At 53.5% G+C, this 24,478-nt stretch carries 22 protein-coding genes; 19 read left to right on the top strand and 3 right to left on the bottom strand.

The features are described from left to right. Positions 1 to 10: 10 nt before the first annotated feature. From cheA to flhE, 16 genes are all read left to right on the top strand, one after another. Positions 11 to 2,011 (top strand): chemotaxis protein CheA, encoded by a 2,001-nt coding sequence (gene cheA, locus GN242_RS11600; protein ID WP_156288260.1) that lies wholly within the window; start codon positions 11 to 13, stop codon positions 2,009 to 2,011. A 24-nt stretch (positions 2,012 to 2,035) separates the two neighbouring features. Continuing rightward, positions 2,036 to 2,533 (top strand): chemotaxis protein CheW, encoded by a 498-nt coding sequence (gene cheW, locus GN242_RS11595; RefSeq protein ID WP_154750947.1) that lies wholly within the window; start codon positions 2,036 to 2,038, stop codon positions 2,531 to 2,533. Positions 2,534 to 2,768: 235 nt separating this feature from the next. Next, on the top strand, positions 2,769 to 3,254 hold the full coding sequence (tssD, locus tag GN242_RS11590) for a type VI secretion system tube protein TssD (protein WP_156287517.1): 486 nt from the start codon (positions 2,769 to 2,771) through the stop codon (positions 3,252 to 3,254). Positions 3,255 to 3,263: 9 nt separating this feature from the next. Further along, the gene (locus GN242_RS11585) at positions 3,264 to 3,629 is read left to right on the top strand and encodes a tlde1 domain-containing protein (protein ID WP_156287516.1); all 366 of its coding nucleotides are present in this window, start codon (positions 3,264 to 3,266) and stop codon (positions 3,627 to 3,629) included. Next, entirely contained in the window at positions 3,626 to 4,063 is a 438-nt protein-coding gene (locus GN242_RS11580) for a hypothetical protein (protein ID WP_154750950.1), read from the top strand. Before GN242_RS11585 ends, GN242_RS11580 begins: the two co-directional genes overlap by 4 nt. A gap of 174 nt (positions 4,064 to 4,237) precedes the next feature. After that, the gene (locus GN242_RS11575) at positions 4,238 to 5,908 is read left to right on the top strand and encodes a methyl-accepting chemotaxis protein (RefSeq protein ID WP_156287515.1); all 1,671 of its coding nucleotides are present in this window, start codon (positions 4,238 to 4,240) and stop codon (positions 5,906 to 5,908) included. A gap of 348 nt (positions 5,909 to 6,256) precedes the next feature. Further along, on the top strand, positions 6,257 to 7,921 hold the full coding sequence (locus GN242_RS11570) for a methyl-accepting chemotaxis protein (protein WP_154750952.1): 1,665 nt from the start codon (positions 6,257 to 6,259) through the stop codon (positions 7,919 to 7,921). A gap of 169 nt (positions 7,922 to 8,090) precedes the next feature. After that, positions 8,091 to 9,770: a methyl-accepting chemotaxis protein gene (locus GN242_RS11565; RefSeq protein ID WP_156287514.1), complete on the top strand. Its 1,680-nt coding sequence runs from the start codon at positions 8,091 to 8,093 to the stop codon at positions 9,768 to 9,770. A 112-nt stretch (positions 9,771 to 9,882) separates the two neighbouring features. Further along, positions 9,883 to 11,439, top strand: coding sequence for a methyl-accepting chemotaxis protein (locus GN242_RS11560; protein ID WP_156287513.1), 1,557 nt, complete (start codon positions 9,883 to 9,885; stop codon positions 11,437 to 11,439). Between the two features lie 80 nt (positions 11,440 to 11,519). Further along, entirely contained in the window at positions 11,520 to 12,392 is an 873-nt protein-coding gene (gene cheR, locus GN242_RS11555) for a protein-glutamate O-methyltransferase CheR (protein WP_154750955.1), read from the top strand. Further along, on the top strand, positions 12,392 to 13,441 hold the full coding sequence (locus GN242_RS11550; RefSeq protein ID WP_154750956.1) for a protein-glutamate methylesterase/protein-glutamine glutaminase: 1,050 nt from the start codon (positions 12,392 to 12,394) through the stop codon (positions 13,439 to 13,441). The genes cheR and GN242_RS11550 overlap by 1 nt, the downstream gene beginning before the upstream one ends. A gap of 36 nt (positions 13,442 to 13,477) precedes the next feature. Then, entirely contained in the window at positions 13,478 to 13,867 is a 390-nt protein-coding gene (gene cheY, locus GN242_RS11545) for a chemotaxis response regulator CheY (protein WP_154750957.1), read from the top strand. A gap of 9 nt (positions 13,868 to 13,876) precedes the next feature. Next, positions 13,877 to 14,521: a protein phosphatase CheZ gene (cheZ, locus tag GN242_RS11540; RefSeq protein WP_154750958.1), complete on the top strand. Its 645-nt coding sequence runs from the start codon at positions 13,877 to 13,879 to the stop codon at positions 14,519 to 14,521. 174 nt (positions 14,522 to 14,695) lie between these two features. Then, positions 14,696 to 15,847, top strand: coding sequence for a flagellar biosynthesis protein FlhB (gene flhB, locus GN242_RS11535; RefSeq protein WP_156287512.1), 1,152 nt, complete (start codon positions 14,696 to 14,698; stop codon positions 15,845 to 15,847). Next, entirely contained in the window at positions 15,840 to 17,930 is a 2,091-nt protein-coding gene (flhA, locus tag GN242_RS11530; RefSeq protein WP_154750959.1) for a flagellar biosynthesis protein FlhA, read from the top strand. Before flhB ends, flhA begins: the two co-directional genes overlap by 8 nt. Continuing rightward, positions 17,930 to 18,322 (top strand): flagellar protein FlhE, encoded by a 393-nt coding sequence (gene flhE, locus GN242_RS11525; protein WP_154750960.1) that lies wholly within the window; start codon positions 17,930 to 17,932, stop codon positions 18,320 to 18,322. Before flhA ends, flhE begins: the two co-directional genes overlap by 1 nt. Before the next feature lie 82 nt (positions 18,323 to 18,404). Here the strand turns inward: flhE and argS are convergent, their stop codons facing one another. Next, positions 18,405 to 20,135 carry an arginine--tRNA ligase gene (argS, locus tag GN242_RS11520; protein WP_156287511.1) on the bottom strand — a complete coding sequence of 577 codons (1,731 nt, stop codon included), beginning with the start codon at positions 20,133 to 20,135 and terminating at the stop codon, positions 18,405 to 18,407. A 221-nt stretch (positions 20,136 to 20,356) separates the two neighbouring features. After that, positions 20,357 to 20,482, bottom strand: a complete 126-nt coding sequence (locus tag GN242_RS21845) for a hypothetical protein (protein ID WP_255474412.1) — start codon at positions 20,480 to 20,482, stop codon at positions 20,357 to 20,359. 311 nt (positions 20,483 to 20,793) lie between these two features. On the opposite strand from GN242_RS21845, the gene GN242_RS11515 reads away from it, so the two are divergent. Next, positions 20,794 to 21,360: a VOC family protein gene (locus tag GN242_RS11515; protein ID WP_154750961.1), complete on the top strand. Its 567-nt coding sequence runs from the start codon at positions 20,794 to 20,796 to the stop codon at positions 21,358 to 21,360. Between the two features lie 2 nt (positions 21,361 to 21,362). Here the strand turns inward: GN242_RS11515 and GN242_RS11510 are convergent, their stop codons facing one another. Beyond that, on the bottom strand, positions 21,363 to 22,508 hold the full coding sequence (locus GN242_RS11510) for a MalY/PatB family protein (RefSeq protein WP_156287510.1): 1,146 nt from the start codon (positions 22,506 to 22,508) through the stop codon (positions 21,363 to 21,365). 100 nt (positions 22,509 to 22,608) lie between these two features. On the opposite strand from GN242_RS11510, the gene cutC reads away from it, so the two are divergent. Beyond that, complete coding sequence (cutC, locus tag GN242_RS11505; RefSeq protein ID WP_156287509.1) at positions 22,609 to 23,364, top strand: copper homeostasis protein CutC; 756 nt, start codon at positions 22,609 to 22,611, stop codon at positions 23,362 to 23,364. A gap of 227 nt (positions 23,365 to 23,591) precedes the next feature. Next, the gene (locus GN242_RS11500; RefSeq protein WP_154750964.1) at positions 23,592 to 24,428 is read left to right on the top strand and encodes a hypothetical protein; all 837 of its coding nucleotides are present in this window, start codon (positions 23,592 to 23,594) and stop codon (positions 24,426 to 24,428) included. Positions 24,429 to 24,478 lie beyond the last annotated feature (50 nt).

Here is a 24,478-nt window from a genome sequence, read left to right as displayed (position 1 = left end):
TACCGTGAGCATGGATATCAGCGACTTTTACCAGACGTTCTTTGATGAAGCCGACGAATTGTTGGCGGACATGGAACAACACCTGTTGGGTCTTGACCCGCAGGAACCAGATTCGGAACAGCTTAATGCTATCTTCCGGGCTGCCCATTCGATTAAAGGCGGGGCGGGTACTTTCGGTTTCACTGTGTTACAGGAAACCACGCATATTCTGGAAAATATTCTCGACGGTGCGCGCCGCGGCGAAATGCAGCTCAGTACCGATATCATCAACCTGTTTTTGGAAACTAAAGATATTATGCAGGAACAGCTAGATGCGTATAAAACCGCTTCGGTACCCGATGCCGCGACCTTTGCATACATTTGTCAGGCCCTGCGCCAGCTCGCGCTGGAAGCTAAAGGTGAAGCACCGGTAGCGGAAGTTGCTGCTGCCCCTGCTGCCGGCGTGGCTGCTGTAGCCGCTAACGGACTGCGCATCAAGTTAACAGGTCTGAAGACCAACGAAGCCGAACTGATGCTGGAAGAGCTCGGTAACCTGGGGACAGTTTCAGAAGCGGTCAAAGGTGAGGATTCACTGGAAGCCACGCTGGACTCATCCGTCGGTAAAGACGATATCGTTGCCGTGCTCTGCTTCGTTATCGATGAGTCGCAGATTCATTTCCCGCAGGCAGATGTAGTGGATATCGCCACGGTTATGCCGGAAGCACCGGTGGTGCAGGCGGAGGCTGCGGAAGATGAAGCCGCAGAACCTGAACTGGCAACGGTCAGCGATATTGTGCAGCTGAAACGCGAACCCGCGAAGAAAGCCGCTAATCCTAAAGCTAACGAATCTACCAGTATTCGCGTAGCGGTAGAGAAGGTCGATCAGCTGATCAACCTGGTCGGCGAACTGGTGATTACACAGTCGATGCTGGCCCAGCGTTCCGGTGAGCTTGATCCGGTTAATCACGGTGAACTGCTTAACAGCATGGGGCAGCTGGAACGTAACGCCCGTGACTTGCAGGAATCGGTGATGTCGATTCGTATGATGCCGATGGAATACGTTTTCAGCCGCTTCCCGCGCCTGGTGCGTGACCTGGCAAGCAAGCTGGGTAAAGAAGTTGAACTGACCCTGATGGGCAGCTCGACCGAACTGGATAAAAGCCTGATTGAGCGCATCATCGACCCGTTAACGCACCTGGTGCGTAACAGTCTTGACCACGGTATTGAAACCCCGGATAAACGCCAGGCGGCGGGCAAACATGCAGTGGGCAATCTGACCCTGTCTGCGGAACACCAGGGCGGCAATATCTGCATCGAAGTGACCGATGACGGTGCCGGTCTGAACCGTGAACGTATTCTGGCAAAAGCGCTCTCTTCCGGCCTGCCTGTCAGCGAGTCCATGAGCGATGAAGATGTCGGCATGCTGATCTTTGCGCCGGGCTTCTCTACTGCCGAGCAGGTGACGGATGTTTCCGGCCGTGGCGTAGGAATGGACGTGGTAAAACGTAACATCCAGGAGATGGGCGGCCACGTTGAGATCTCTTCGAAGCAGGGCAAGGGCACCACGATCCGTATCCTGCTGCCGCTGACGCTGGCTATCCTTGACGGTATGTCAGTCCGCGTGGCGAATGAAGTATTTATTCTGCCGCTCAATGCGGTGATGGAATCACTGCAACCGCTGTCGGATGACCTGAAAGCACTGGCAGGCGGTGAGCGCGTGCTGGAAGTGCGCGGTGAGTATCTGCCGCTGGTTGAGCTGTGGAACGTCTTTGAAGTCCAGGGCGCTAAAACCGAAGCTACGCAGGGGATTGTCGTTATCCTGCAAAGCGCCGGCAAACGCTATGCACTGCTGGTGGATCAGCTGATTGGTCAGCACCAGGTCGTGGTGAAAAACCTGGAAAGCAACTATCGCAAAGTGCCGGGCATCTCAGCCGCCACCATTCTTGGCGATGGCAGCGTAGCGCTGATTGTTGATGTCTCAGCACTGCAATCTCTGAACCGTGAAAAGCGTGTGGCGGGAGCCGCAGCCTGACAATAACTGATTAAGGGTAGAATTATGACTGGAATGGCCACTGTCACTAAACTCGCCGGCGAAACCGTGGGTCAGGAGTTCCTGGTGTTTACGCTGGGTAATGAAGAGTACGGGATTGATATCCTGAAAGTTCAGGAAATCCGCGGGTATGATCAGGTAACTCGTATTGCCAATACCCCGGCGTTTATCAAAGGTGTGACCAACCTGCGTGGTGTTATTGTTCCGATTATCGATCTGCGCATTAAGTTTGCCCAGCCCGATGTTGAGTACAACGACAACACGGTGGTGATTGTTCTCAATCTGGAGCAGCGCGTGGTGGGTATCGTTGTGGATGGCGTGTCTGACGTGCTGTCTCTGACGCAGGATCAAATCCGTCCTTCCCCGGAGTTCGCAGTAACCATGTCTACTGAATATCTGACAGGTCTGGGTGCACTGGGTGAGCGTATGCTGATTCTGGTCGACATCGAGAAACTGTTGAGCAGTGAAGAGATGGCGCTGATGGATTCACTGCGTAGCGCATAATCTCAAGTCACAGCTGCACCGGCGCTTCCTTGCCACAGCGGGAAGTATTAAGGTGAATAAAGAGGGCGGATAATCATCCGCCCTTTTTTTTGTCATTTATTTATTATGCATTACGATGCCCACTAAATAATTAATCCATTTTTAATCCCCCTTCAGTATTATTTGATCTGCCTCCGTTATTTTATTTTCTGATTGAGTATGGTTCCCTTTTTGCTAAAGGGAATGGAGTAAGAAAATGGCTATACCTGTATATTTAACCCTTGAGGATGAGGGTGGGAAGCTGATTAAAGGTGGGGTTGATGTCAGTGGCCGTGAAGGTTCTATAGAAATACTGGAGCTGATGCACAACGTTGAATTACCAACGGATGACATGAGCGGGAAGATTACCGGAACCCGTATTCATACCCCTTATGCGGTTATGAAAGAGATAGACTGTAGTTCCTCTATTCTCAACCGTTATGTAACATCAGGACGCCGTCTTGCCCGGGCAACGCTTGATTTTTATGCCATCAACTATAACGGCCAGGAAGAGAACTATTTTAAAACAGTACTTGAAGGCGTCAGGGTACGTTCCGTTGAACGATTTTTTCAGGACTTTAAAGATTCGAACTATGCTCAATATGGCCATCTGGAATACGTGGAACTCGCCTATGAGAAGATCAGCTGGCATTTTATAGATGGAAATATTATTCACAGTGATAGCTGGAATGAACGTAGCTAAGGAGAGGCAATGAGTTGGGAATATGATGTACGGACTAAGCAGTTTTCGCTGAAAGGGGAAAACAGATTTTCGGCGATGTATGCAGGTGCTGATGGGTATAAGGACGATCCTGCCTTTGAGTGTGTTATTAATAGCGGTCCTTTACCAAGGGGGACTTATACTATTGGTGAACCTGAAAATAACAAGACTACCGGATATTTTTCATTGAGATTGACACCGGATGCAGGCAATTCAATGTGTGGGCGTAGTCGTTTTCTGATTCATGGTGACAGTGCCAGCAATCCGGGTAAAGCATCGCAAGGCTGTATTGTTGCCAGCATCCATGTGCGTAAAGAGATCTCGAAGAGTGGTGTAAAAAAACTGGTGGTGAAATGAAATTTCTTATCTTACTAATTCTCTTTCCCCTTGTGTCATACGCGGATAAATACAATACATCTTGCACCGGTACGCAAAATGTCCCGGCTGTTACTGCCTATAATTATATGACGGACAAACTGGGTATTCCGGTTAAAGAAATTGATGAAAGTAAAACCAAAGTAAGATTTATCGATCGTCAGACAATCACACCTCTCAAAGGCAAAATGATTGTTGAGACCATGATGAAGGGACCACATGTAGTATCAGATCAAATGGCCAGGGAGATCCTGACTGATATTTATATCAAAATGAGAGTGTATGTATTAACTATTAAAGTAGATTTTGAGAGTTTTTCTGGTAAAAAAAATTCTTTTATCGTCTCAAGTTATATCAACGATGATGAGTGTTCGGTAGGTGATGGCGGTTTAATCATGCTCAATCGCGGTTTTTGACTTTTACTCTCGCTAAAGCCCCTGCATTCCTCAGGGGCTTTTATAGTTTGCCGCGTAAATTGATTTACCGCAGGTCTGCCTCTTTTAGTTACTTAACTCCCCGCAACATAAAGTTCCCGGTGTTGTAACCGATACCCCCCACTGTTGTTTCATTTCTTACACCAAGGGTTACTTATGTTAACGCGAATTAAAGTCGTCACCAGCCTGATTTTGGTGCTGTTTATTTTCGGCATTTTACAGCTGGCGGCAGGCGGTTTGTTTATCAATGCGCTTACCCATGACAAAAACAGTTTTGCGGTTTCTCAGACGGCGAATGATAACGTCTCACTGTTTACGGATGCCTGGGTCACGCTCAACCAAACGCGTATTACGCTGAACCGCGGAATGCTGCGTATTCAGAGCGAAGCGGCTAACAGCGGCAGCAGCGCCTCTCTGGAAGGGCTAAGTGCTCAGGCAAAGCAGCAGCTTGTTCAAGCCAAAAAATCTTATGATGCCTATCTGGCCACGCCGGACACGCCGGGTCTCGACGCGCGGGTGACGGATCGTCTTGAGCAGAACTATCAGCTGTATGTACGTGCGCTGGAAGTGATGACGCAGCAGATGGAAAATAAGCAGCTGGATGCGATGTTCAAACAGAATATCGAGCAGAAGCAGATTGCCATGCAGGGTGCATATGCCGAGTGGCGTAAGCTGCAAAACCAGCTGAGTGCGAAAGGTGCAGAGCAGAATCAGGAAGCATACGTGCATATGCTGTGGACGATTGCTGCGGTAATGGCGCTGGTCATCGCGCTGATTGTGCTGTGCTGGTTTGGACTGCGCAATATTCTGATCCGTCCGTTACAGGCGACAATTGCGCATATCCGCAGTATCGCCGGGGGCGATCTGACGCAGAAAATTGAGACAGAAGGGCGCAATGAGATGGCCCAGCTGGCCTCCAGTCTGCACGATATGCAGCAGGCGCTGGTGAAGACCGTTAGCGTGGTGCGCGATGGTTCTGATGCTATTTATACCGGTGCCAGTGAAATTGCCGCAGGCAATAACGATCTTTCTGCACGTACTGAAGAGCAGGCTGCTTCACTTGAGCAGACCGCTGCCAGTATGGAGCAGCTTACTGCCACCGTGAAACAGAATGCTGAAAACGCCCGTCAGGCGTCGCAGCTGGCGCTTAATGCGTCCGTGACTGCCCGTAAAGGCGGCCAGGTAGTGGATGGCGTGGTGAAAACCATGAATGATATTGCCGGAAGCTCGAAGAAGATCGCAGATATTACCAGCGTAATTGATGGTATTGCCTTCCAGACCAATATTCTGGCGCTGAATGCCGCAGTTGAAGCAGCGCGTGCCGGTGAGCAGGGGCGTGGCTTTGCCGTGGTAGCCGGTGAAGTACGCAACCTCGCCCAGCGCAGCGCTCAGGCAGCCAAAGAGATTAAAGGGCTGATCGAGGATTCTGTTGCCCGCGTTGACAGTGGTTCAGCGCTGGTGGGAACCGCAGGTGAAACCATGACGGATATCGTCAATGCGGTCAGCCGCGTGACCGATATCATGGGTGAGATTGCTTCAGCCAGCGATGAGCAGAGCCGCGGCATCGATCAGGTGGGTACCGCTGTTACTGAGATGGATCGCGTGACCCAGCAGAACGCTTCTCTGGTGGAGGAGTCTGCTTCGGCGGCGGCCTCGCTGGAAGATCAGGCCAGCCGTCTGACCCAGGCCGTGGCGGTGTTCCGTATTGCCCGTCAGGGGAGTGTGGTCGCGGCACCGTTAAAGCGTCCGGTGTTGAAAGCTGGCGCACTGAGTCAGTCGAAAGGAGTGACATCACCAGCTGCTGATTCTCACTGGGAGACATTTTAACCTGCACGTTTAGGTGAATAACCGGATAAAGGCCACGTCAAAGTCGTTTCGCTCTCCCCTGCGTGGCCAGGCAATCCGGGGCTGGGGGGGGGAGGGAGGCGAATCCCCCGTAGTTCCCAGGCGGTAAACCGGTATTCACCGTTTACGCGGGCCAGCATGACTTCCCTTATCAGTGTTTTGATGATTGCACTTTGTTAATCGTTTGCGTCCCTAATGCTAATAAGTCGTTTCATAGTGATTAATAACCAACCAACCGCATAACCCTCTGGCTAACTCGCTGCGCAACCGCATAAAGATCCGCCTCTGACTGCCGATAACAGCAGCGTCAACTGGCTAATAAGGAACATTATGTTTAAGCGTATGAAGGTCGTCACCAGCCTGATTCTGGTTCTGGTGTTTTTTGGTTCATTACAGTTAATCACCGGTGGCCTGTTTTTCCAGGCCCTTAAAGGCGATAAAGACAACTTCGCCGTCTCCCAACAGCTTCGTCTACAGCAGTCAGCACTTAACCAATCCTGGATAGCACTGATTCAGGCGCGTAATACTCTTAACCGATCCGGGATCCGCTACACGCTGGATGCCAGCCCTACAGGAATCAGCGACGCGGTGAAACAGCTGTTGGGCGCAGCCCAGGAACAGTTGACCATTGCGGAGCAGAACTATGCGCTGTGGAACTCTCGTCTGTCAGAAGAGGGAAAAAGCGCCGACAACGTACAGGCTATTCAAAAAAACTATGAGATCCTGCATGGTGCGCTGAGTGAATTGATTCAGCTGATGAAGGCCGGGAAAATTAATGAGTTCTTCGACCAGCCAACCCAGGGCTATCAGGATGGTTTCGCGCATGCCTATGATGCATGGCTGGCGAAAAACGATGCCCAGGCAGCTGCCGGTGCTGAAGAAAACCAGCGTGCATTCACTCAGGCAATTTGGATCCTCGCCTGTGTTCTGGTGCTGTCGCTGCTGGTGATTTCGGGCGTCTGGACAGGTATCCGTCATATTCTTCTGCGTCCATTGCAGACCAGCATCGACCATATCCGTCGTATCGCCAGCGGCGATCTGACATGTCCGATTGATGTTGAAGGACGTAACGAAATGGCGCAGCTGGCATCCAGCCTGCAACATATGCAGCAGGAGCTGATCAAAACCGTCAGCGATGTCCGCGACGGTTCTGATGCCATCTACACCGGGGCCAGCGAGATTGCCGCCGGGAATAACGATCTCTCCTCGCGTACCGAACAGCAGGCTTCCGCACTACAGGAAACCGCTGCCAGTATGGAACAGCTCACCGCTACGGTGAAACAGAACGCCGAAAACGCCCGTCAGGCTTCTCAGCTGGCTCTGAGCGCCTCAGAAACCGCGCGTAAAGGCGGCAAAGTGGTGGATGGCGTGGTGAAAACCATGAATGATATTGCCGGGAGTTCGAAGAAGATTGCCGATATTATCAGCGTAATTGACGGTATTGCCTTCCAGACCAATATTCTGGCGCTGAATGCCGCAGTAGAGGCAGCACGTGCCGGTGAGCAGGGTCGTGGTTTTGCCGTGGTAGCCGGTGAAGTGCGCAACCTCGCCCAGCGCAGCGCTCAGGCAGCCAAAGAGATTAAAGGGCTGATTGAAGACTCGGTATCGCGTGTGGATACCGGCTCTGTGCTGGTGGAAAGCGCCGGAGAGACGATGGATGACATCGTCAGCGCAGTCACCCGCGTCACCGATATTATGGGCGAAATCGCCTCTGCCAGCGATGAGCAGAGCCGCGGCATCGACCAGGTGGGCACCGCTGTCACCGAAATGGATCGCGTGACTCAGCAGAACGCCGCGCTGGTAGAAGAGTCTGCTTCTGCCGCTGCATCGCTGGAAGACCAGGCCAGCCGTCTGACTCAGGCCGTGGCGGTGTTCCGTCTTAGCCAGCAGAACAGCGCATCTTCTGCGATGCTGAAACGTCCGGCCCTTTCCGCCGCCAAACAGCCGCAGCTGGCTGCACCAGCTAACAGCGATGGCAACTGGGAAACGTTCTAAATTGTAGTGACGCCAGCGGGGCGGTTTTCCCTTCAACCGCCCCGTCGGCAGGCGCAGTTTCAATCTGACCCGTTACCATCCTCTTACACTCTGTTTATGCATAACCCGGTAAAGATCCCCGCGTGATTGCCGATAAATCACATCAGTAGCTATCCAACTGGGGAAAGGTATGTTTAAGCGTATGAAAGTGGTGACCAGCCTGGTGCTGGTTTTGGTAATTTTTGGCTCGTTGCAGTTAATTTCTGGTGGCCTGTTTTTCCAGTCTCTGAAAGGGGATAAAGAAAATTTCAGCCTGACACAACAGATTCGCCGGGAGCAGGCAAATCTCACCTCTGCATGGATAGCATTGGTACAAACCCGTAACACTCTTAACCGCACAGCAACGCGTTATTTGCTGGATGAAAAAGGTCAGGGCACCGGTTCAACGGTGGCGGATCTGGTCGCGCTGGCAAAAACCCAGCTGGCTACCGCAGAACAGCAGTTCGACGAATATAACAAAGAGCTGCCGCCGGATGTTCTCAGCCTGCCGCATGTGCAGGGCGTGAATGAAAACTACAAGATCTTGCACGGTGCCTTAACCGAGCTGATTCAGATGCTGACCAGCGGCGACTTTAAAGGTTTCGTTGACCAGCCGACTACCGGTTTCCAGAACGGTTTTGAAAAAGCTTATGACACCTGGCTGCAAAATACCGATTCGCTGCTGGCGGCCGGTTCAGCGCAGAACGAGAGCGCCTATCAGCGTGCTATCTGGGTGTTGATGATTATCCTGCTGGTGTCAGTGGCGATTATTGCGACGGTCTGGACGGGTATCCATCAGATCCTGCTGCGTCCGCTTAAATCCAGCATCGATCATATCCGTCACATTGCCAGCGGCGATCTGACGCAGAAGATTGATGTGGAAGGGCGCAATGAGATGGCGCAGCTGGCGTCCAGTTTGCAGCATATGCAACAGGAGCTGATTAAAACCGTCAGCGACGTTCGCGACGGCTCAGATGCCATCTATACCGGGGCCAGCGAAATCGCTGCCGGGAATAACGATCTCTCCTCGCGAACCGAAGAGCAGGCCTCTGCGTTGCAGGAAACCGCTGCCAGTATGGAGCAGCTGACCGCAACGGTGAAACAGAACGCCGAGAACGCCCGTCAGGCTTCTCAGCTGGCACTCAGCGCCTCGGAAACTGCACAGAAGGGCGGAAAAGTGGTGGATGGCGTGGTGAAAACCATGAACGATATCGCCGGAAGTTCGAAGAAGATTGCCGATATTATCAGCGTGATCGACGGTATTGCCTTCCAGACCAATATCCTGGCGCTGAATGCCGCAGTTGAGGCAGCGCGCGCCGGTGAACAGGGGCGTGGTTTTGCCGTGGTAGCCGGTGAAGTACGTAACCTCGCCCAGCGCAGTGCTCAGGCAGCCAAAGAGATTAAAGGGCTGATTGAAGACTCGGTATCGCGTGTGGATACCGGCTCGGCACTGGTAGAAAGCGCCGGAGAGACGATGAATGACATCGTCAGCGCGGTTACCCGCGTCACCGATATTATGGGCGAAATCGCCTCTGCCAGCGATGAGCAGAGCCGCGGTATCGACCAGGTGGGCACCGCTGTCACCGAGATGGATCGCGTTACCCAGCAGAACGCCGCGCTGGTAGAAGAGTCTGCTTCTGCCGCTGCATCGCTGGAAGATCAGGCCAGCCGTCTCACTCAGGCCGTCGCAGTGTTTCGAATTCGTAAAGAAAATGTCATCGCGGCCGTTAATAACAACAGGGGCCAGGTTTCTGCTCTGCTGACGCCACCAACAGCATCGCGTAAAGCCCTGCCGTCAGCCAGTTCAGATGATAACTGGGAAAAGTTTTAAGCAGGTTTAGTGGTCGTAAAGTGAAAAAGGGTCAGCCCGTTGAACGGGCGGCCCGATAAAAAAGAAAATATTTTTGTTGCCTGCTTCAGGTGACTTTATCGGGGAAAGCGCCATGTTAAGTCGTTTACGTATATCTGGCACGATTATCGCGCTACTCGGTCTGTTCTGCCTGATGCAGATCATCGCCAGTGGATTGTCATTCAACTCGTTTCGCCTGGATGCCAGCAACATTCATCAGGTTGAAATTAGCGGTGACCAGCGTAATGCGCTGGGTGAAAGCTGGGCCGCGTTGCTCAGTGCCCGCGTGACGTTGAGCCGGGCGGGAACCCGTGCCGCACTCAATGTGCCGCGCGAAAAAGTGACCAGCCTGATGGCTAAAGCGCAGAACGACCTCGATCAGGCCGATAAAGCGTTTAAAACATTCCAGGCCATCCCGAACGTAACACCGGAAGGGCTGGCTTTAGAAAAAGATATCACTGCCGCCTACGACGTGTATCACAGCGAGCTGGCGCAGCTGATCGCTTACCTGCAAAACAATCAGTTGCAGGCGTTCCTTGACTCACCCACTCAGGGTAAGCAGGACAATTTCCAGGTGCAGTACGCCCGCTGGATGAAACATATTGATGGGCTGCGTGCCCATGCCGGAGCGGCAAGTTCAGGCTTCTACTTCCAGTCTAAGGTGATTTTCACCGTGGCGGTGGCGCTCTCTCTGCTGGTTACCCTGGCGGGGCTGTGGTGGGCGAAGCAGGCGCTGATTGCGCCGCTGGCCCGGATGCGCGGCCATTTTGAACGCATTGCTTCCGGCGACCTGAATGGAAAAGTGGAAGAGGGCGGCAGCAATGAGCTGGGACAGCTGTTTATCAGCCTCCAGCATATGCAGCATGCGCTCTCCTCAACGGTACGCGATGTGCGTGACGGGAGCCGGGCGATGCAGACCGGTATTCAGGAGATCGCCGCCGGAAATAACGATCTCTCAGCGCGTACTGAAGAGCAGGCGGCCTCGCTGGCGCAGACTGCGGCCAGTATGGAGCAGCTGACGGCGACGGTGTCTGCGAATGCCGATAACGCCCGTCAGGCATCAGATCTGGCACGGGAAGCTTCGGGTACGGCTCATAAAGGCGGCGCGCTGACCGGAAATGTGGTCACCACCATGAATGCCATTGCGGGCAGTTCGAAGAAAATTTCTGATATCACCAGCGTGATCGACGGTATTGCTTTCCAGACCAATATCCTGGCGCTCAATGCGGCGGTTGAAGCCGCCCGAGCCGGGGAACAGGGGCGCGGATTTGCCGTAGTAGCAGGTGAAGTACGTAACCTTGCCCAGCGCAGTGCGCAGGCAGCCAAAGAGATTAAATCACTGATTGAAGAGTCGGTGAGTCGCGTCAACCAGGGTGCACAGCAGGTGGCATCCGCCGGGGAGACCATGGATGAGATTGTCCAGTCGGTTAATCGGGTGAACGGCATCATGGGTGAAATTGCCGCCGCCAGCGATGAGCAGCGACGGGGTATTGAACAGGTTGCACTGGCCGTTGGCCAGATGGATCAGGTGACCCAGCAGAACGCCGCGCTGGTTGAAGAGGGCGCGGCAGCCACGGGAGCACTTGAAGCCCAGGCAGAATATCTGACGGCAGCAGTGAGCCGTTTCGCGCTGGATGAGCGTGAAGAGTAAATAGCGTTCCACAGGCCGTAAGGCGGGCGGGAACGAGACACATAAATAATACCATTATCCGCGCTTCGCAGGATGGCTACATGAAGAAATCAACGTTGTTAGCTCCACAGGAAAACGCAACGCTGCTGTCGCAGATGGTACAGCGCCTGCCGTTATCCGATACGCATTTTAAGCGTATCAGCCAGCTGATTTACCAGCGCGCTGGCATTGTGCTCGCCGATCACAAGCGGGAAATGGTTTATAACCGCCTGGTTCGCCGCCTGCGTATGCTGAATATCGACGATTTTGGTCGCTATATGGCGCTGCTGGAAAATGATCCTAATAGCGCTGAATGGCAGGCGTTTGTTAATGCTCTGACCACTAACCTGACGGCCTTTTTCCGCGAAGCGCACCACTTCCCGATTCTGGCAGAACATGCGAAACGCCGTACCGGTAACTACAGCGTGTGGTGTGCCGCCGCCTCCACCGGTGAAGAGCCTTACTCTATTGCCATGACGCTGGCGGAAACGCTGGGAACCGGCCCGGGGAAGTTCCAGATCCACGCCACGGATATTGATACCCAGGTGCTGGAAAAGGCGCTGGCGGGTGTGTATCGCCAGGAAGAGCTGCGTACGATTTCACCGCAGCAGCTGCAACGCTTCTTCCTGCGCGGCACCGGCCCCCACGATGGCATGGTACGTGCGCGTCCGGAGCTGGCCAATATGGTCACCTTTGCTCAGTTGAACCTGCTGGCAAACGACTGGGCGCTGCCAGGGCAGTTTGATGTGATTTTCTGCCGTAACGTGATGATTTATTTCGATAAAGAGACCCAGGAAAAGATTTTACGGCGTTTTGTTCCGTTACTGAAACCAGGCGGCTTGCTGTTTGCCGGTCACTCAGAGAATTTCAGCCAGATCAGCAAAGAATTTTATCTGCGTGGCCAGACGGTCTATGGACTGACTAAGGAAAGATAATGAGTAAAATCAGAGTTTTATGCGTTGATGATTCGGCGTTAATGCGCCAGTTGATGACCGAAATTATCAACAGTCATTCCGATATGGAAATGGTCGCTTCGGCACCGGATCCGTTGGTAGCACGCGATTTGATTAAGCAGTTCAATCCGGATGTGTTGACGCTGGATGTGGAGATGCCGCGCATGGACGGCCTCGATTTTCTGGAAAAGCTGATGCGTCTGCGTCCGATGCCGGTGGTGATGGTCTCCTCACTGACGGGTAAGGGCTCTGAAATTACCCTGCGGGCGCTGGAGCTGGGGGCCGTCGACTTTGTTACCAAACCGTCGCTGGGTATTCGCGAAGGGATGCTGGCCTACAGCCAGATGATTGCTGATAAAGTGCGCGCCGCTTCCCGGGCCCGTCTGCATGCTCGCGGGCCGCAGCCTGCACCGGTGATGCTGAAAGCCGGTCCACTGTTGAGTAGTGAAAAGCTGATTGCTATTGGTGCTTCCACCGGGGGCACAGAAGCGATTCGTCATGTGCTGCAACCGTTACCGGCCACCAGTCCGGCACTGTTAATCACCCAGCATATGCCCCCGGGCTTCACCAAGTCTTTTGCCGAACGTCTGAACAAGCTGTGCCAGATTACGGTGAAAGAGGCTGAAGACGGTGAGCGTATCCTTCCCGGACACGCCTATATCGCACCGGGAGCGATGCATATGGAGCTGACGCGCAGTGGCGCGAACTATCAGGTCAAACTGAATGATGCACCGCCGGTAAATCGTCATAAGCCGTCGGTCGATGTGTTGTTTAATTCAGTGGCGCAGTTTGCCGGTCGTAACGCCGTTGGCGTGATTCTGACCGGCATGGGCAACGATGGTGCTGCCGGGCTGCTGGCAATGAATAAAGCCGGTGCCTGGACTATCGCCCAGAACGAAGCGAGCTGCGTAGTATTTGGCATGCCACGAGAGGCTATTGCCCTCGGGGGAGCCAGTGAGGTGGTGGATCTTCACCAAATCAGCCAGCACATGCTGGCAAAAATTAGCGCCGGACAGGCGTTGCGTATCTGACGCGGTCCTCGCGAGTGAGAAAAAACGGGAGTAGGTATGGTTGACAAAAATATGCGGTTTCTGGTGGTAGACGACTTCAACACGATGCGTCGTATCGTCCGTAACCTGCTGAAAGAATTAGGCTTTAACAACGTTGAAGAAGCAGAAGATGGTGTGGACGCGCTGAACAAGCTGCGTGCCGGCGGTTTCGACTTCGTGGTTTCTGACTGGAACATGCCGAATATGGATGGTCTGCAACTGCTGCAAACCATTCGTGCTGACGGTGCGCTGAATAAGCTGCCGGTGCTGATGGTGACAGCAGAAGCGAAGAAAGAGAACATTATTGCGGCTGCGCAGGCAGGTGCCAGCGGCTATGTGGTTAAACCATTCACAGCGGCTACCCTGGAAGAGAAGTTAGGTAAGATCTTCGAAAAACTGGGTATGTAAGGAGCTGAGATGAACACTATTCCGAAACCAAATGTTGATGCTGCTTCGGCACAGGACATTATCTCTAAAATTGGTTCACTGACGCGGATGCTGCGCGACAGTCTGCGTGAGTTGGGTCTTGACCAGGCCATCGCAGAAGCGGCGGAGGCGATTCCGGATGCCCGCGATCGTCTTGATTATGTGATTCAAATGACCGGCCAGGCAGCAGAGCGTGCATTAAACTGTGTCGAGGCTGCGCAGCCCCGTCAGGCAGTGATGGAGAATGGGGCGAAAGCGTTGAAAGTTCGCTGGGATGAATGGTTCGAAAATCCTATCGAACTGTCGGATGCCCGCTCTCTGGTTTCGGATACTCGTGGTTATCTCGACGCGGTACCGGAGCATACTGGATTTACCAATGCCCAGCTGATGGAAATCATGATGGCGCAGGACTTCCAGGATCTGACCGGACAGGTGATCAAGCGGATGATGGATGTGATCCAGGAAATTGAACGTCAATTATTGACCGTTCTGATGGAGAACATTCCTGACCAAAGCTCCCGCGCCAAGAAAGATACCGACAGCCTGCTGAATGGCCCGCAGATTAACGCCGCTGCGCCAAATGTGGTGGCAAGCCAGGATCAGGTTGACGATTTGCTGGACAGTCTCGGTTTCTGATATCCGGGGCAGAGCCTTTCTGCCCCTGCTTTACAGGGTGTCCCGCTCGGATGGGCGGACACCTGTTTTTCCCATTCCGTAAATAACCCCCTATTTACACGTTTACTCGTGGCATTACCCTTGCGCGAATTTGGCATTCTACTCTCAATCATTCCGCACTGAAGGTTTGCTACCGTGTCTCAGGATAGCGATGAGGAAAAAACAGAGTCCCCCACGGCCCATCGACTTGAAAAAGCGCGAGAAGAGGGGCAAATACCGCGTTCGCGTGAGCTGACATCTATTTTGATGCTGGTCACCGGCCTGAGTATTTTATGGATGGGCGGTGAGTGGATGGGGCGCAAGCTGGGCGCATTGGTTGCGGACGGCCTGATGTTTAATCATTCCGTAGTCAGCGACACCAGCCAGATGTTGCATCAGATTGGTAACCTTCTGCTCCAGGCGGTGCTGGCGGTACTACCGATGATGTTCGGTCTGGTGGTTATGGCCATTGCCGCTCCGATGCTGCTGGGAGGACTTGTCCTTAGCGGAAAGTCTATCAAGTTTGACCTGGGGAAAATGAACCCGATTAAAGGTCTGGCGAAGTTGATCTCCGCCCAGTCCGCAGCCGAACTGTTGAAGGCGGTGTTGAAAGCGACGCTGGTTGGCGTTGTGGCCGGGCTGTATATCTGGCATCACTGGTCCGAAATGCTGCATCTGGTCAGTGAGTCACCGATTACTGCTCTGGCCGGGTCACTGAATATGATCGCCATGTGCAGCGTCCTTGTCGTGCTGGGGCTTTCTCCGATGGTGGGCTTCGACGTCTTCTTTCAGCTCTACAGCTATTTTAAAAATTTACGTATGTCCCGTCAGGACATTATGGACGAACACAAGCAGCAGGAGGGTGACCCGCATGTTAAGGGGCGCATTCGCCAGCAGATGCGCGCCGCCGCACGTCGCCGCATGATGTCTGATGTTCCGAAAGCTGACGTGATTGTGACCAACCCGACTCACTATTCGGTCGCGTTGCAGTACGACGAAAAGAAAATGAGTGCACCAAAAGTGCTGGCAAAAGGCGCGGGGGAAATTGCCCTGCGTATTCGTGAACTGGGTAAAGAGCACCGCATCCCGATTCTTGAAGCACCGCCGCTGGCGCGTGCGCTCTATCGCCACAGTGAAATTGGTCAGCATATTCCCGGGACATTGTACGCAGCGGTTGCTGAAGTACTGGCCTGGGTCTGGCAACTCCGCCGCTGGAAAGTGGAAGGGGGGCTGATCCCGAAGAGACCTGTTAAATTGCCGGTGCCGGAAGCGCTGGACTTTGCTGGAGAACAAAAATCTGATGGCTAATCTGGCTGCTTTACTTCGCCTGCCTGGCAACATGAAAGACACACAGTGGAAAGTCCTTGCCGGACCGATACTGATCTTGCTGATTCTGTCGATGATGGTGCTGCCGCTGCCGCCGTTTATCCTCGATCTGCTGTTTACCTTTAATATTGCCCTGTCGATTATGGTGCTGCTGGTGGCGATGTTTACCCAGCGCACGCTGGATTTCGCCGCTTTCCCGACCATCCTGCTGTTTTCCACGTTGTTACGTCTGGCGCTGAACGTCGCCTCAACGCGTGTTATTTTGATGGATGGCCATACCGGCGCCGCCGCCGCAGGGCAGGTGGTTGAAGCCTTTGGTCACTTCCTCGTTGGCGGTAACTTCGCCATCGGTATTGTGGTGTTTGTTATCCTGGTGATTATCAACTTTATGGTTATCACTAAGGGTGCCGGGCGTATTGCTGAAGTGGGCGCGCGTTTTGTCCTCGACGGGATGCCGGGTAAACAGATGGCGATTGACGCCGACCTGAACGCCGGTCTGATTGGTGAAGAGGAAGCGAAAAAACGCCGTTCTGACGTGACGCAGGAAGCGGATTTCTACGGTTCGATGGATGGTGCCAGTAAATTCGTTCGCGGTGATGCCGTCGCCGGTATCATGATCATGATTATCAACGTCATCGGCGGTCTGATGGTGGGCGTGGTGCAGCATGGCATGGACGCGGGCCATGCGGCGGAAACCTACACCCTGCTGACCATCGGTGACGGTCTGGTTGCTCAGATCCCGGCGCTGGTTATCTCCACTGCTGCCGGTGTTATCGTGACCCGCGTGGGTACCGATCAGGATGTTGGCGAGCAGATGGTTAGCCAGCTGTTTAACAATCCACGGGTGATGATGCTGAGTGCCGGTGTTCTCGGGCTGCTGGGCCTGGTACCGGGGATGCCAAACCTTGTATTCCTGCTGTTTACCGCCGCATTGCTGGGCCTGGCCTGGTGGGTGCGCGGTAAAGAGATGAAGCCACAAAATACCGCTGTGCCGCAGACAACCCTGACAAAGCAGCCGGAAAGTGCTGCCAGCGTTGAAGCGACCTGGGGTGATGTGCAGCTGGAAGATTCACTGGGGATGGAAGTGGGTTACCGCCTGATCCCGATGGTGGACAGTGCCCAAGACGGGGAGCTGCTTGGCCGGATCCGCAGTATTCGTAAGAAATTTGCCCAGGAGATGGGGTTCCTGCCGCCGGTGGTACATATTCGTGACAATATGGATCTGACCCCGGCGCGCTACCGTATCCTGATGAAAGGCGTTGAAATTGGCAGCGGTGATGCTTACCCAGGTCGCTGGATGGCAATTAATCCGGGTACCGCAGCAGGCTCGCTGCCGGGTGAAGTGACCGTGGATCCGGCCTTTGGTCTGGAGGCCATCTGGATCGATAGCGCCCTGAAAGAGCAGGCGCAGATTCAGGGCTTCACCGTGGTGGAAGCCAGTACCGTGGTTGCCACACATCTTAATCACCTGATTGGGCAGTACGCCAGCGAGCTGTTTGGTCGTCAGGAAGCGCAGCAGCTGTTGGATCGCGTTACCCAGGAGATGCCGAAGCTGACCGAAGATCTGATTCCGGGGGTGATTACGCTCACCACGCTACATAAAGTGTTGCAGAATCTGCTGGCGGAGCGCGTCTCTATCCGCGATATGCGCACTATTATTGAAACCCTGGCGGAGCACGCTGCGGTTCAGACCGATCCGCAGGAGCTGACCTCTGTGGTGCGCGTGGCGTTAGGCCGTGCCATCACTCAGCAGTGGTTCCCGGGCAACGGTGAAGTGCAGGTTATCGGGCTGGATTCTACCCTTGAGCGCCTGCTGTTGCAGGCATTGCAGGGCGGTGGTGGTCTGGAGCCTGGCCTGGCGGATCGTCTGCTGGCGCAGGCGCAAACCGCATTGCAGCATCAGGAAGGGCTGGGAGCACCGCCAGTGCTGCTGGTCAATCATCCGCTGCGTGCGCTGCTGGCGCGCTTCCTGCGCCGTTCACTGCCGCAGCTGATGGTGATTTCTAATATGGAACTGACCGACAACCGTAACATTCGTATGACGTCAACCATCGGGGGCCACTGATGAAAAAGCTGATATGGCTGCTGCTGGCACTGCCTGGTCTGAGCCTGGCTGCCGACGGCGGCTGGCACTCCAGCGCCACCGGGCCTGCGCTCTCTAACCGGGGTGTACAGGCCTCATCGCGGCCATTAAGCGCGCCGGAAACGGTAGCCGGAACCATCACCGAGGTGGTCTGGCGCTATACGCTGAGTACGCCAGCGCCCGCCGGGCTTCAGGTGCGCCTCTGTTCAGAAAGTCGTTGTGTGCCGATCGAAGGTGCCAGTGGCTCTACGCGTGGCCTGACCAACGTGGCCGCTGGCGAGACATTGCGTTTTATCTATCAGGTTGAGGGTAAAGGGCGGGTGTTTCCGGTGATGCAGGTGGTGAGCAACGAGGTGATGGTTAATTATCAGTAAATATGTGGGGCTGGCCATGCCTGCCCCCTGCGGTTTAGCCGATATGTTCCAGAGGGCGAGGCATACCTCGCCCTGCAACAAATTACATCCGCTCTACGGTTTCAATTCCCAGCGTATCCAGACCCTGCTTCAGCGTTTTAGCCGTTAACAATGCCAGACGCAGACGGCTCTGTTTGGTTGCGTCATCGTCCGCAGTTAGAATTGGACAATGCTCATAGAAACCAGAGAACAGACCCGCCAGATCGTACAGATATGCACACATTACGTGTGGCATACCGTCGCGCGCAACCTGAGTAATTGTCTCTTCAAACTGTAACAGACGAACTGCCAGTGCAGCTTCGCGATCTTCACTGATGGCAGTCGCACCGGTGATGCCATGCTCATCAATACCGGCTTTACGGAATACAGACAGGACACGGGTGTAGGCATACTGCATATACGGTGCAGTGTTACCCTCAAACGCCAGCATATTGTCCCAGTCAAAGATGTAGTCGGTGGTGCGGCTTTTAGACAGGTCAGCGTATTTCACCGCGCCAATACCGACGATATTAGCAAGCTGCTTTAACTCTTCGGCAGGCATATCCGGGTTTTTACCGGAAACCAGCGCGGTGGCGCGTTCAATCGCTTCATCCAGCAGGTCGGAGAGCTTGATAGTGCCGCCCGCACGGGTTTTAAACGGCTTACCGTCTTTACCCAGCATCATGCCGAACATATGGTGTTCCAACGGAACAGACTCCGGCACGTAACCCGCTTTCCGCACAATCGTCCAGGCCTGCATCAGGTGCTGATGCTGACGTGAGTCGATGTAGTAAAGTACGCGATCTGCTTTCAGGGTTTCATAACGGTATTTGGCGCAGGCGATATCGGTCGTGGTGTAGAGATAGCCGCCATCCTTTTTCTGGATGATCACGCCCATCGGTTCGCCTTCCTTGTTTTTATACTCATCAAGGAATACCACCGTGGCACCTTCGCTCTCAACCGCCAGCCCTTTGGCCTTCAGGTCTGCTACGATGCCGGGCAGCATATCGTTATACAGACTTTCACCCATTACATCGTTGCGCGTCAGGGTGACATTCATGCGGTCATAGATCAGCTGGTTTTGAGACATGGTAATGTCGACCAGACGCTTCCACATTTTGCGGCAATATTCGTCGCCACCCTGTAATTTCACTACGTATCCGCGAGCGCGCTCGGCAAACGCCGGATCTTCGTCATAGGTACGCTTGGCTTCGCGATAGAAGACTTCGAGGTCGGCCAGTGCAATCTCTTCATGCTTTTCGTTCTGCTGCTTCTCCAGGAAGGCAATCAGCATCCCGAACTGTGTGCCCCAGTCGCCAACATGGTTAGCGCGGATCACGTTATGGCCGAGAAACTCCAGCGTGCGTACCGCGGCATCACCAATAATGGTTGAACGCACATGACCAACGTGCATCTCTTTTGCCACGTTCGGGGCAGAGTAATCGATGACCACGGTCTGCGGGATAACCGGTGCGACGCCAAGCTTAGGCGCTGCCAGCACGCTGTCGATCTGCGTGGAAAGCCACTCTGGTGCCAGGAAAATATTGATAAAGCCTGGTCCGGCAATTTCGATTTTTTTGGCAATGCCGGTCAGATCCAGCTGCTCCAGCACTTTTTCGGCCAGTTGTCGCGGCGGCATACCCAGGCTTTTTGCCACGGCCATCATTCCGTTGGCCTGGTAATCACCAAACTGTGCTTTTGCCGACTGACGCACCTGAGGCTCACAATCTGCCGGAGCACCCACTGCGATCATCGCCTGACTGACTTTTTCTGAGAGAAGGGCCTGAATATTCACCGAGTTACCTTAATTTTTTTGAAAACCCGCGCGCTGCGGCGCAGGCCGTTGTCACGTCGCCTTGCATCTCAGGAGATAATCCGCAGCGGCAGCGCTTAAAAAAGAAGGGGAAAAGTATACTGCATTTGGGGGCAAGTTATCCAGGAACCTGCGCTCCCGGATAACTTGTATATCATGTGCGGGAAAACAGTGGGGTAAGGCTGTTTTCCGCTGAAGGGGGTTTAGCGGCGACGCGGATGCCGGTGGGGGCTGGTCACCGTTGTTTTTTCGTTTCGCACCCTCCAGTGGCGTACAAAAGCAAACCCCATCATCGCGATCAGCACGGCGACAAGCAATAACATAAGCATATAGCTTTCCTTGTGTTGATGGTCGGGACAAATCTATAAGAAAGCAGAATAGCCTACAATCGACCCATGATGATTTAGGAATTGTCGCATTGTATAAATTTAACTAAACTAAAACAGAAAGTTAAAGACCGTTTCCTAAAAAATAAACTGGCACTGAACCAGCAGAAGCTGGATGTAATGCTATCTAAGCAGTCAATTTATATGAATAATTCCGATGGAATGATAACTTTCTATTCAATTATCTGGTCTGTAAAATGATATGCGTTAAGTAGTATGTATAAGAGAAATTACTCTAAATGAAGGTTTTTGAGATGCTATCCATTAAAAATGCAGAAGAACTGAGCGATTTGGCTAATGATTTGCCGCGTTTTTTACACAGCCTTTACCATCTGGCCCAGCGCTTAGGTCTGGAACTGGAGTCTCTTGAGGTTGATCACATTGCGGTAAGATGCCATCAGAACACCACCGCAGAACGCTGGAAGCAGGGTTTTCTGCGCTGCGCCACGCTGTTCTCTGAGAAAGAAATTGCCGGGCGTCCGGTTGCACTGTTCGAATTAGCGACGCCGCTGGATGTCGGGCCGTGGAAAATAAGTGTGATTGAACTGCCATGGCCGGGGCAGCGGCTCTATCGCCATGAGGGCTGGGAGCATGTGGAAGTGGTGCTGCGCGGCGATGAGGAGACGTTAGGATCCCGTGCACTGGCGCTGATGGCCGATGAAGGTCTGACACAGCAGGGTATTTCGATTAAAACCAGCGCCCCAAAAGGTGAGGGTGAACGCCTGCCTAACCCTACGCTGGCGGTGACTGACGGGCAGGTAACCATCAAGTTCCATCCGTGGAGCCTGAAGGAGATCGTGGCAAGTGAGGCTGAACGCTAAAACTAACGCCCGATAGCCAGGGCCAGCGTCATCCGTCGCAGGGCTTCGTTGAGCAGGGCGCGCTGGCAGCCAAAGTTGACGCGGATAAACTTATCATCACCAAAGTCACGCCCCGGTGAGAAGCCCAGCCCGTGTTTTTCAAAGAACAGCGCCGGGCTGGCGACCTTCAGCTTGCCGGCATCAATCCATCCCAGATAGCTGCCCTCAGGTGCCACCATACTCAGGCCCGGCAGCTTATTTACGTGCTGCGTTAGCACGTCACGGTTGCTGCGCAGATATTCCAGCTGCGCATCGAGCCAGGGCTGTCCATGCTGCCATGCGGCGGTGGCGGCAACAAAAGCCAGTATATCGACATCCGGCACTATGCCTTTTCTTTCACGGTTAAAGCGTTCCCGCAGTTCGCGGTTTGGAATAATCGCTACAGAAGCACCCAGTCCGGCTATGTTGAAACTTTTCGATGGCGATAGCAGGGTAATCGAGCGCTGTGCAGCATCTTCGCTCAGGCTGGCAAACGGGATATGTTTTACACCGGGTTCGAGTATCAGATCGCAGTGAATCTCGTCGGAGCACACCACCAGTTCGTGGCGTTGGGCAAAGCGCAGCTGGGCCTCCAGCTCCTCACGGCGATAGACGGTGCCGCCAGGATTCTGCGGATTGCACAGCAGCAGCAGCTTTTCTTTACCCGTAAGTTCGTGCTCCACTGCATCAAGATCGACTACCCAGCGCTGGTGCTGAAGTTGCAATGGTGCACTAATCTGCGTACGACCAGCCAGTTTTGCCGCCTGGCGGAAAGGGGGATAAATGGGCGTTGGCGCAATGGTGCCCTCATCAGAGCCGGTAAAAGCACGTACGCACAGGTTCAGTCCGGTGACGACGCCGGGGAGAAACACCAGCCATTCAGGTTGAATCTGCCAGTTGAAATGCGAACTCATGCGCTCAATTACGGCCTCCGTAAATGCCTGAGGCGGAACGCCATAACCAAATATTCCGTGTGAGACGCGCGTCTGTAATGCTTCGGTAATACAATCTGCTACGTGAAAATCTGTGTCCGCAATCCATAACGGAAGGATATCGCGATCACCATATTTTCTCCATTTGAGGCTATCGCTGTGACGGCGGTCTATCCGTTGGTCAAAATTGAATGCCATGATTCTGAATCCCGTTAAGATAAATACCTGCAATGTCGTTCAGACTAATCATCGGCATTGAAATAAACAACCAGTCAGCAGTGATAAACCGGAGGATGGGATGCGAAAACTGGAAATATGCTGCTACGGAGTGGAATGTGCAGTAACGGCAGAACGATCGGGAGCTGACCGCGTGGAGTTATGTGCGGCACCTACAGAAGGGGGGCTGACACCGTCGGCGGGGACATTGATGTCCGCACGCCGTCGTGTGACGATCCCTGTTCACCCTATTGTGCGTCCAAGAGGGGGCGATTTTTGCTACAGCGAAACAGAATTTGAAATAATGAAATCCGATATTGCCTTTATCCGCGAGCAGGGTTTTCCCGGGCTGGTAATTGGTTTGCTGGACGTTGACGGCTATATCGATCTGCCGCGTATGCAGCAGGTGATGCGCCAGTGCCGGGGCATGGAGGTGACCTTTCATCGCGCTTTTGATTTGTGCCACAGTCCTTTGATGGCGTTACAGCAGCTAACGGATTTAGGAGTGGCGCGCATCCTCACATCCGGACAGCAGCAGAGTGCTGAAAGTGGTTTACCACTATTAAGGGAACTTAATCGCATGGCGCAAGGTCTATCAATTATGGCCGGCGCAGGCGTGCGCCTCAGCAATGTGCAAAAATTTATCGATGCGGGCCTGGTCGAGCTGCACAGCTCTGCCAGCCAGCGAATTGCATCACCTATGCGTTACCGTAAAGCGGGCGTTTCGATGTGTTCTGATGTGGATAATGATGAGTTTACCCGCACCTGTGTTGACGGTGACGTGGTGGCTGCGATGAAGAGCGTCATGTCGCTCGGTGCGCCGGTAAAAGTCGCCTGAGAGGCTAAGAGATGACCGTTATCTCAAGGATTAATAGGGTTGCCGTTACAGGGTAACTTACCGATTTTGCCGCGCAGCACGCCGCCCTATGACGTGATGCTTGCAAGTACCAGACCCCAGCTACTTTTGTTGGGGTTTTTTTTGCCCATGATGTGGGTTTGTGATGCATGCTGGAGCGGAAAAACTCTACACTGCATAAGTCCCCTTAATTTGTCATGAGAGTTGTGATGAAGATTCTGTTTCCTGGTTGTACTCTGATGGCTCTGATGGCGTTCGCGCTGGTTCCGGTGGCACAGGCAGCGCCCGGGTGTGCGCCTGACCATCAGCAGGTGAATAGTAATAACAGTATTGTAATGCTCGGGGGAACGGCGCGCGGGCCGCTTAAACAGTTTGTGCTTGGGGAGTTTGGCAAGGATGTAAACCAGCAAAAACGCATGATTGGCGAATTTGACCGCTGTGGGGTGCTGAAACGCGCCGATATTCGTTTTGATAAACAGGAAGGCGCTATCCAGCTCTCGCTGATCCAGAGCATTGAGCATGTCAGGGATGGCTGGCTTTCAAGTTACGCAATGACGGTTAATGATCTGAGCAGCGGCCAGGCGCGGGTGGTTAATGATAAACATGGAACCACACACTACCGTATTAATCGCCGGGGCGATATTGTCAGCTCAAGCGATACCTTTATTCTTAACGATGAAAAAGGCTTTACCGAAACGACCCATCATTTTGATCGTCAGCAGCGATTGATTCGTAGTGTTGCCCGGGGATCGGATAATAACAGTAATGGTGATTTACTTTACCGTTGGAATAAGAAAAATCAGCTGGTTGCTTCAGAGTCTGAAAGTGAGAAAACGACGTGGGATTACGATAAGGATGGCCGCGAACTGCGTTTAAATATTCGTTCAGACACGCCGATAAGCAGTATGACAACCGTGGACGAGTGTCAGCTGTGGGATGAACGTGGCAACTGTACGTTGAGCTATTCCCATGAAATGGAGGTTTTTCCCAGCGGGATTGTCCGGCGCAATATTACGGCCGCCTACCGATTCGAATATTGGGAATAAAGGAGAGCTGGCTTGACAGGGCCGGCCATTATGGCCGGCCTGAGTAATAC

This window comes from Erwinia sorbitola (assembly GCF_009738185.1).
Taxonomy (GTDB): Bacteria; Pseudomonadota; Gammaproteobacteria; order Enterobacterales; family Enterobacteriaceae; genus Erwinia; species Erwinia sorbitola.
Note: the sequence above shows the minus strand (reverse complement) of the source record. Positions and strands in the feature narration are given on the sequence as shown.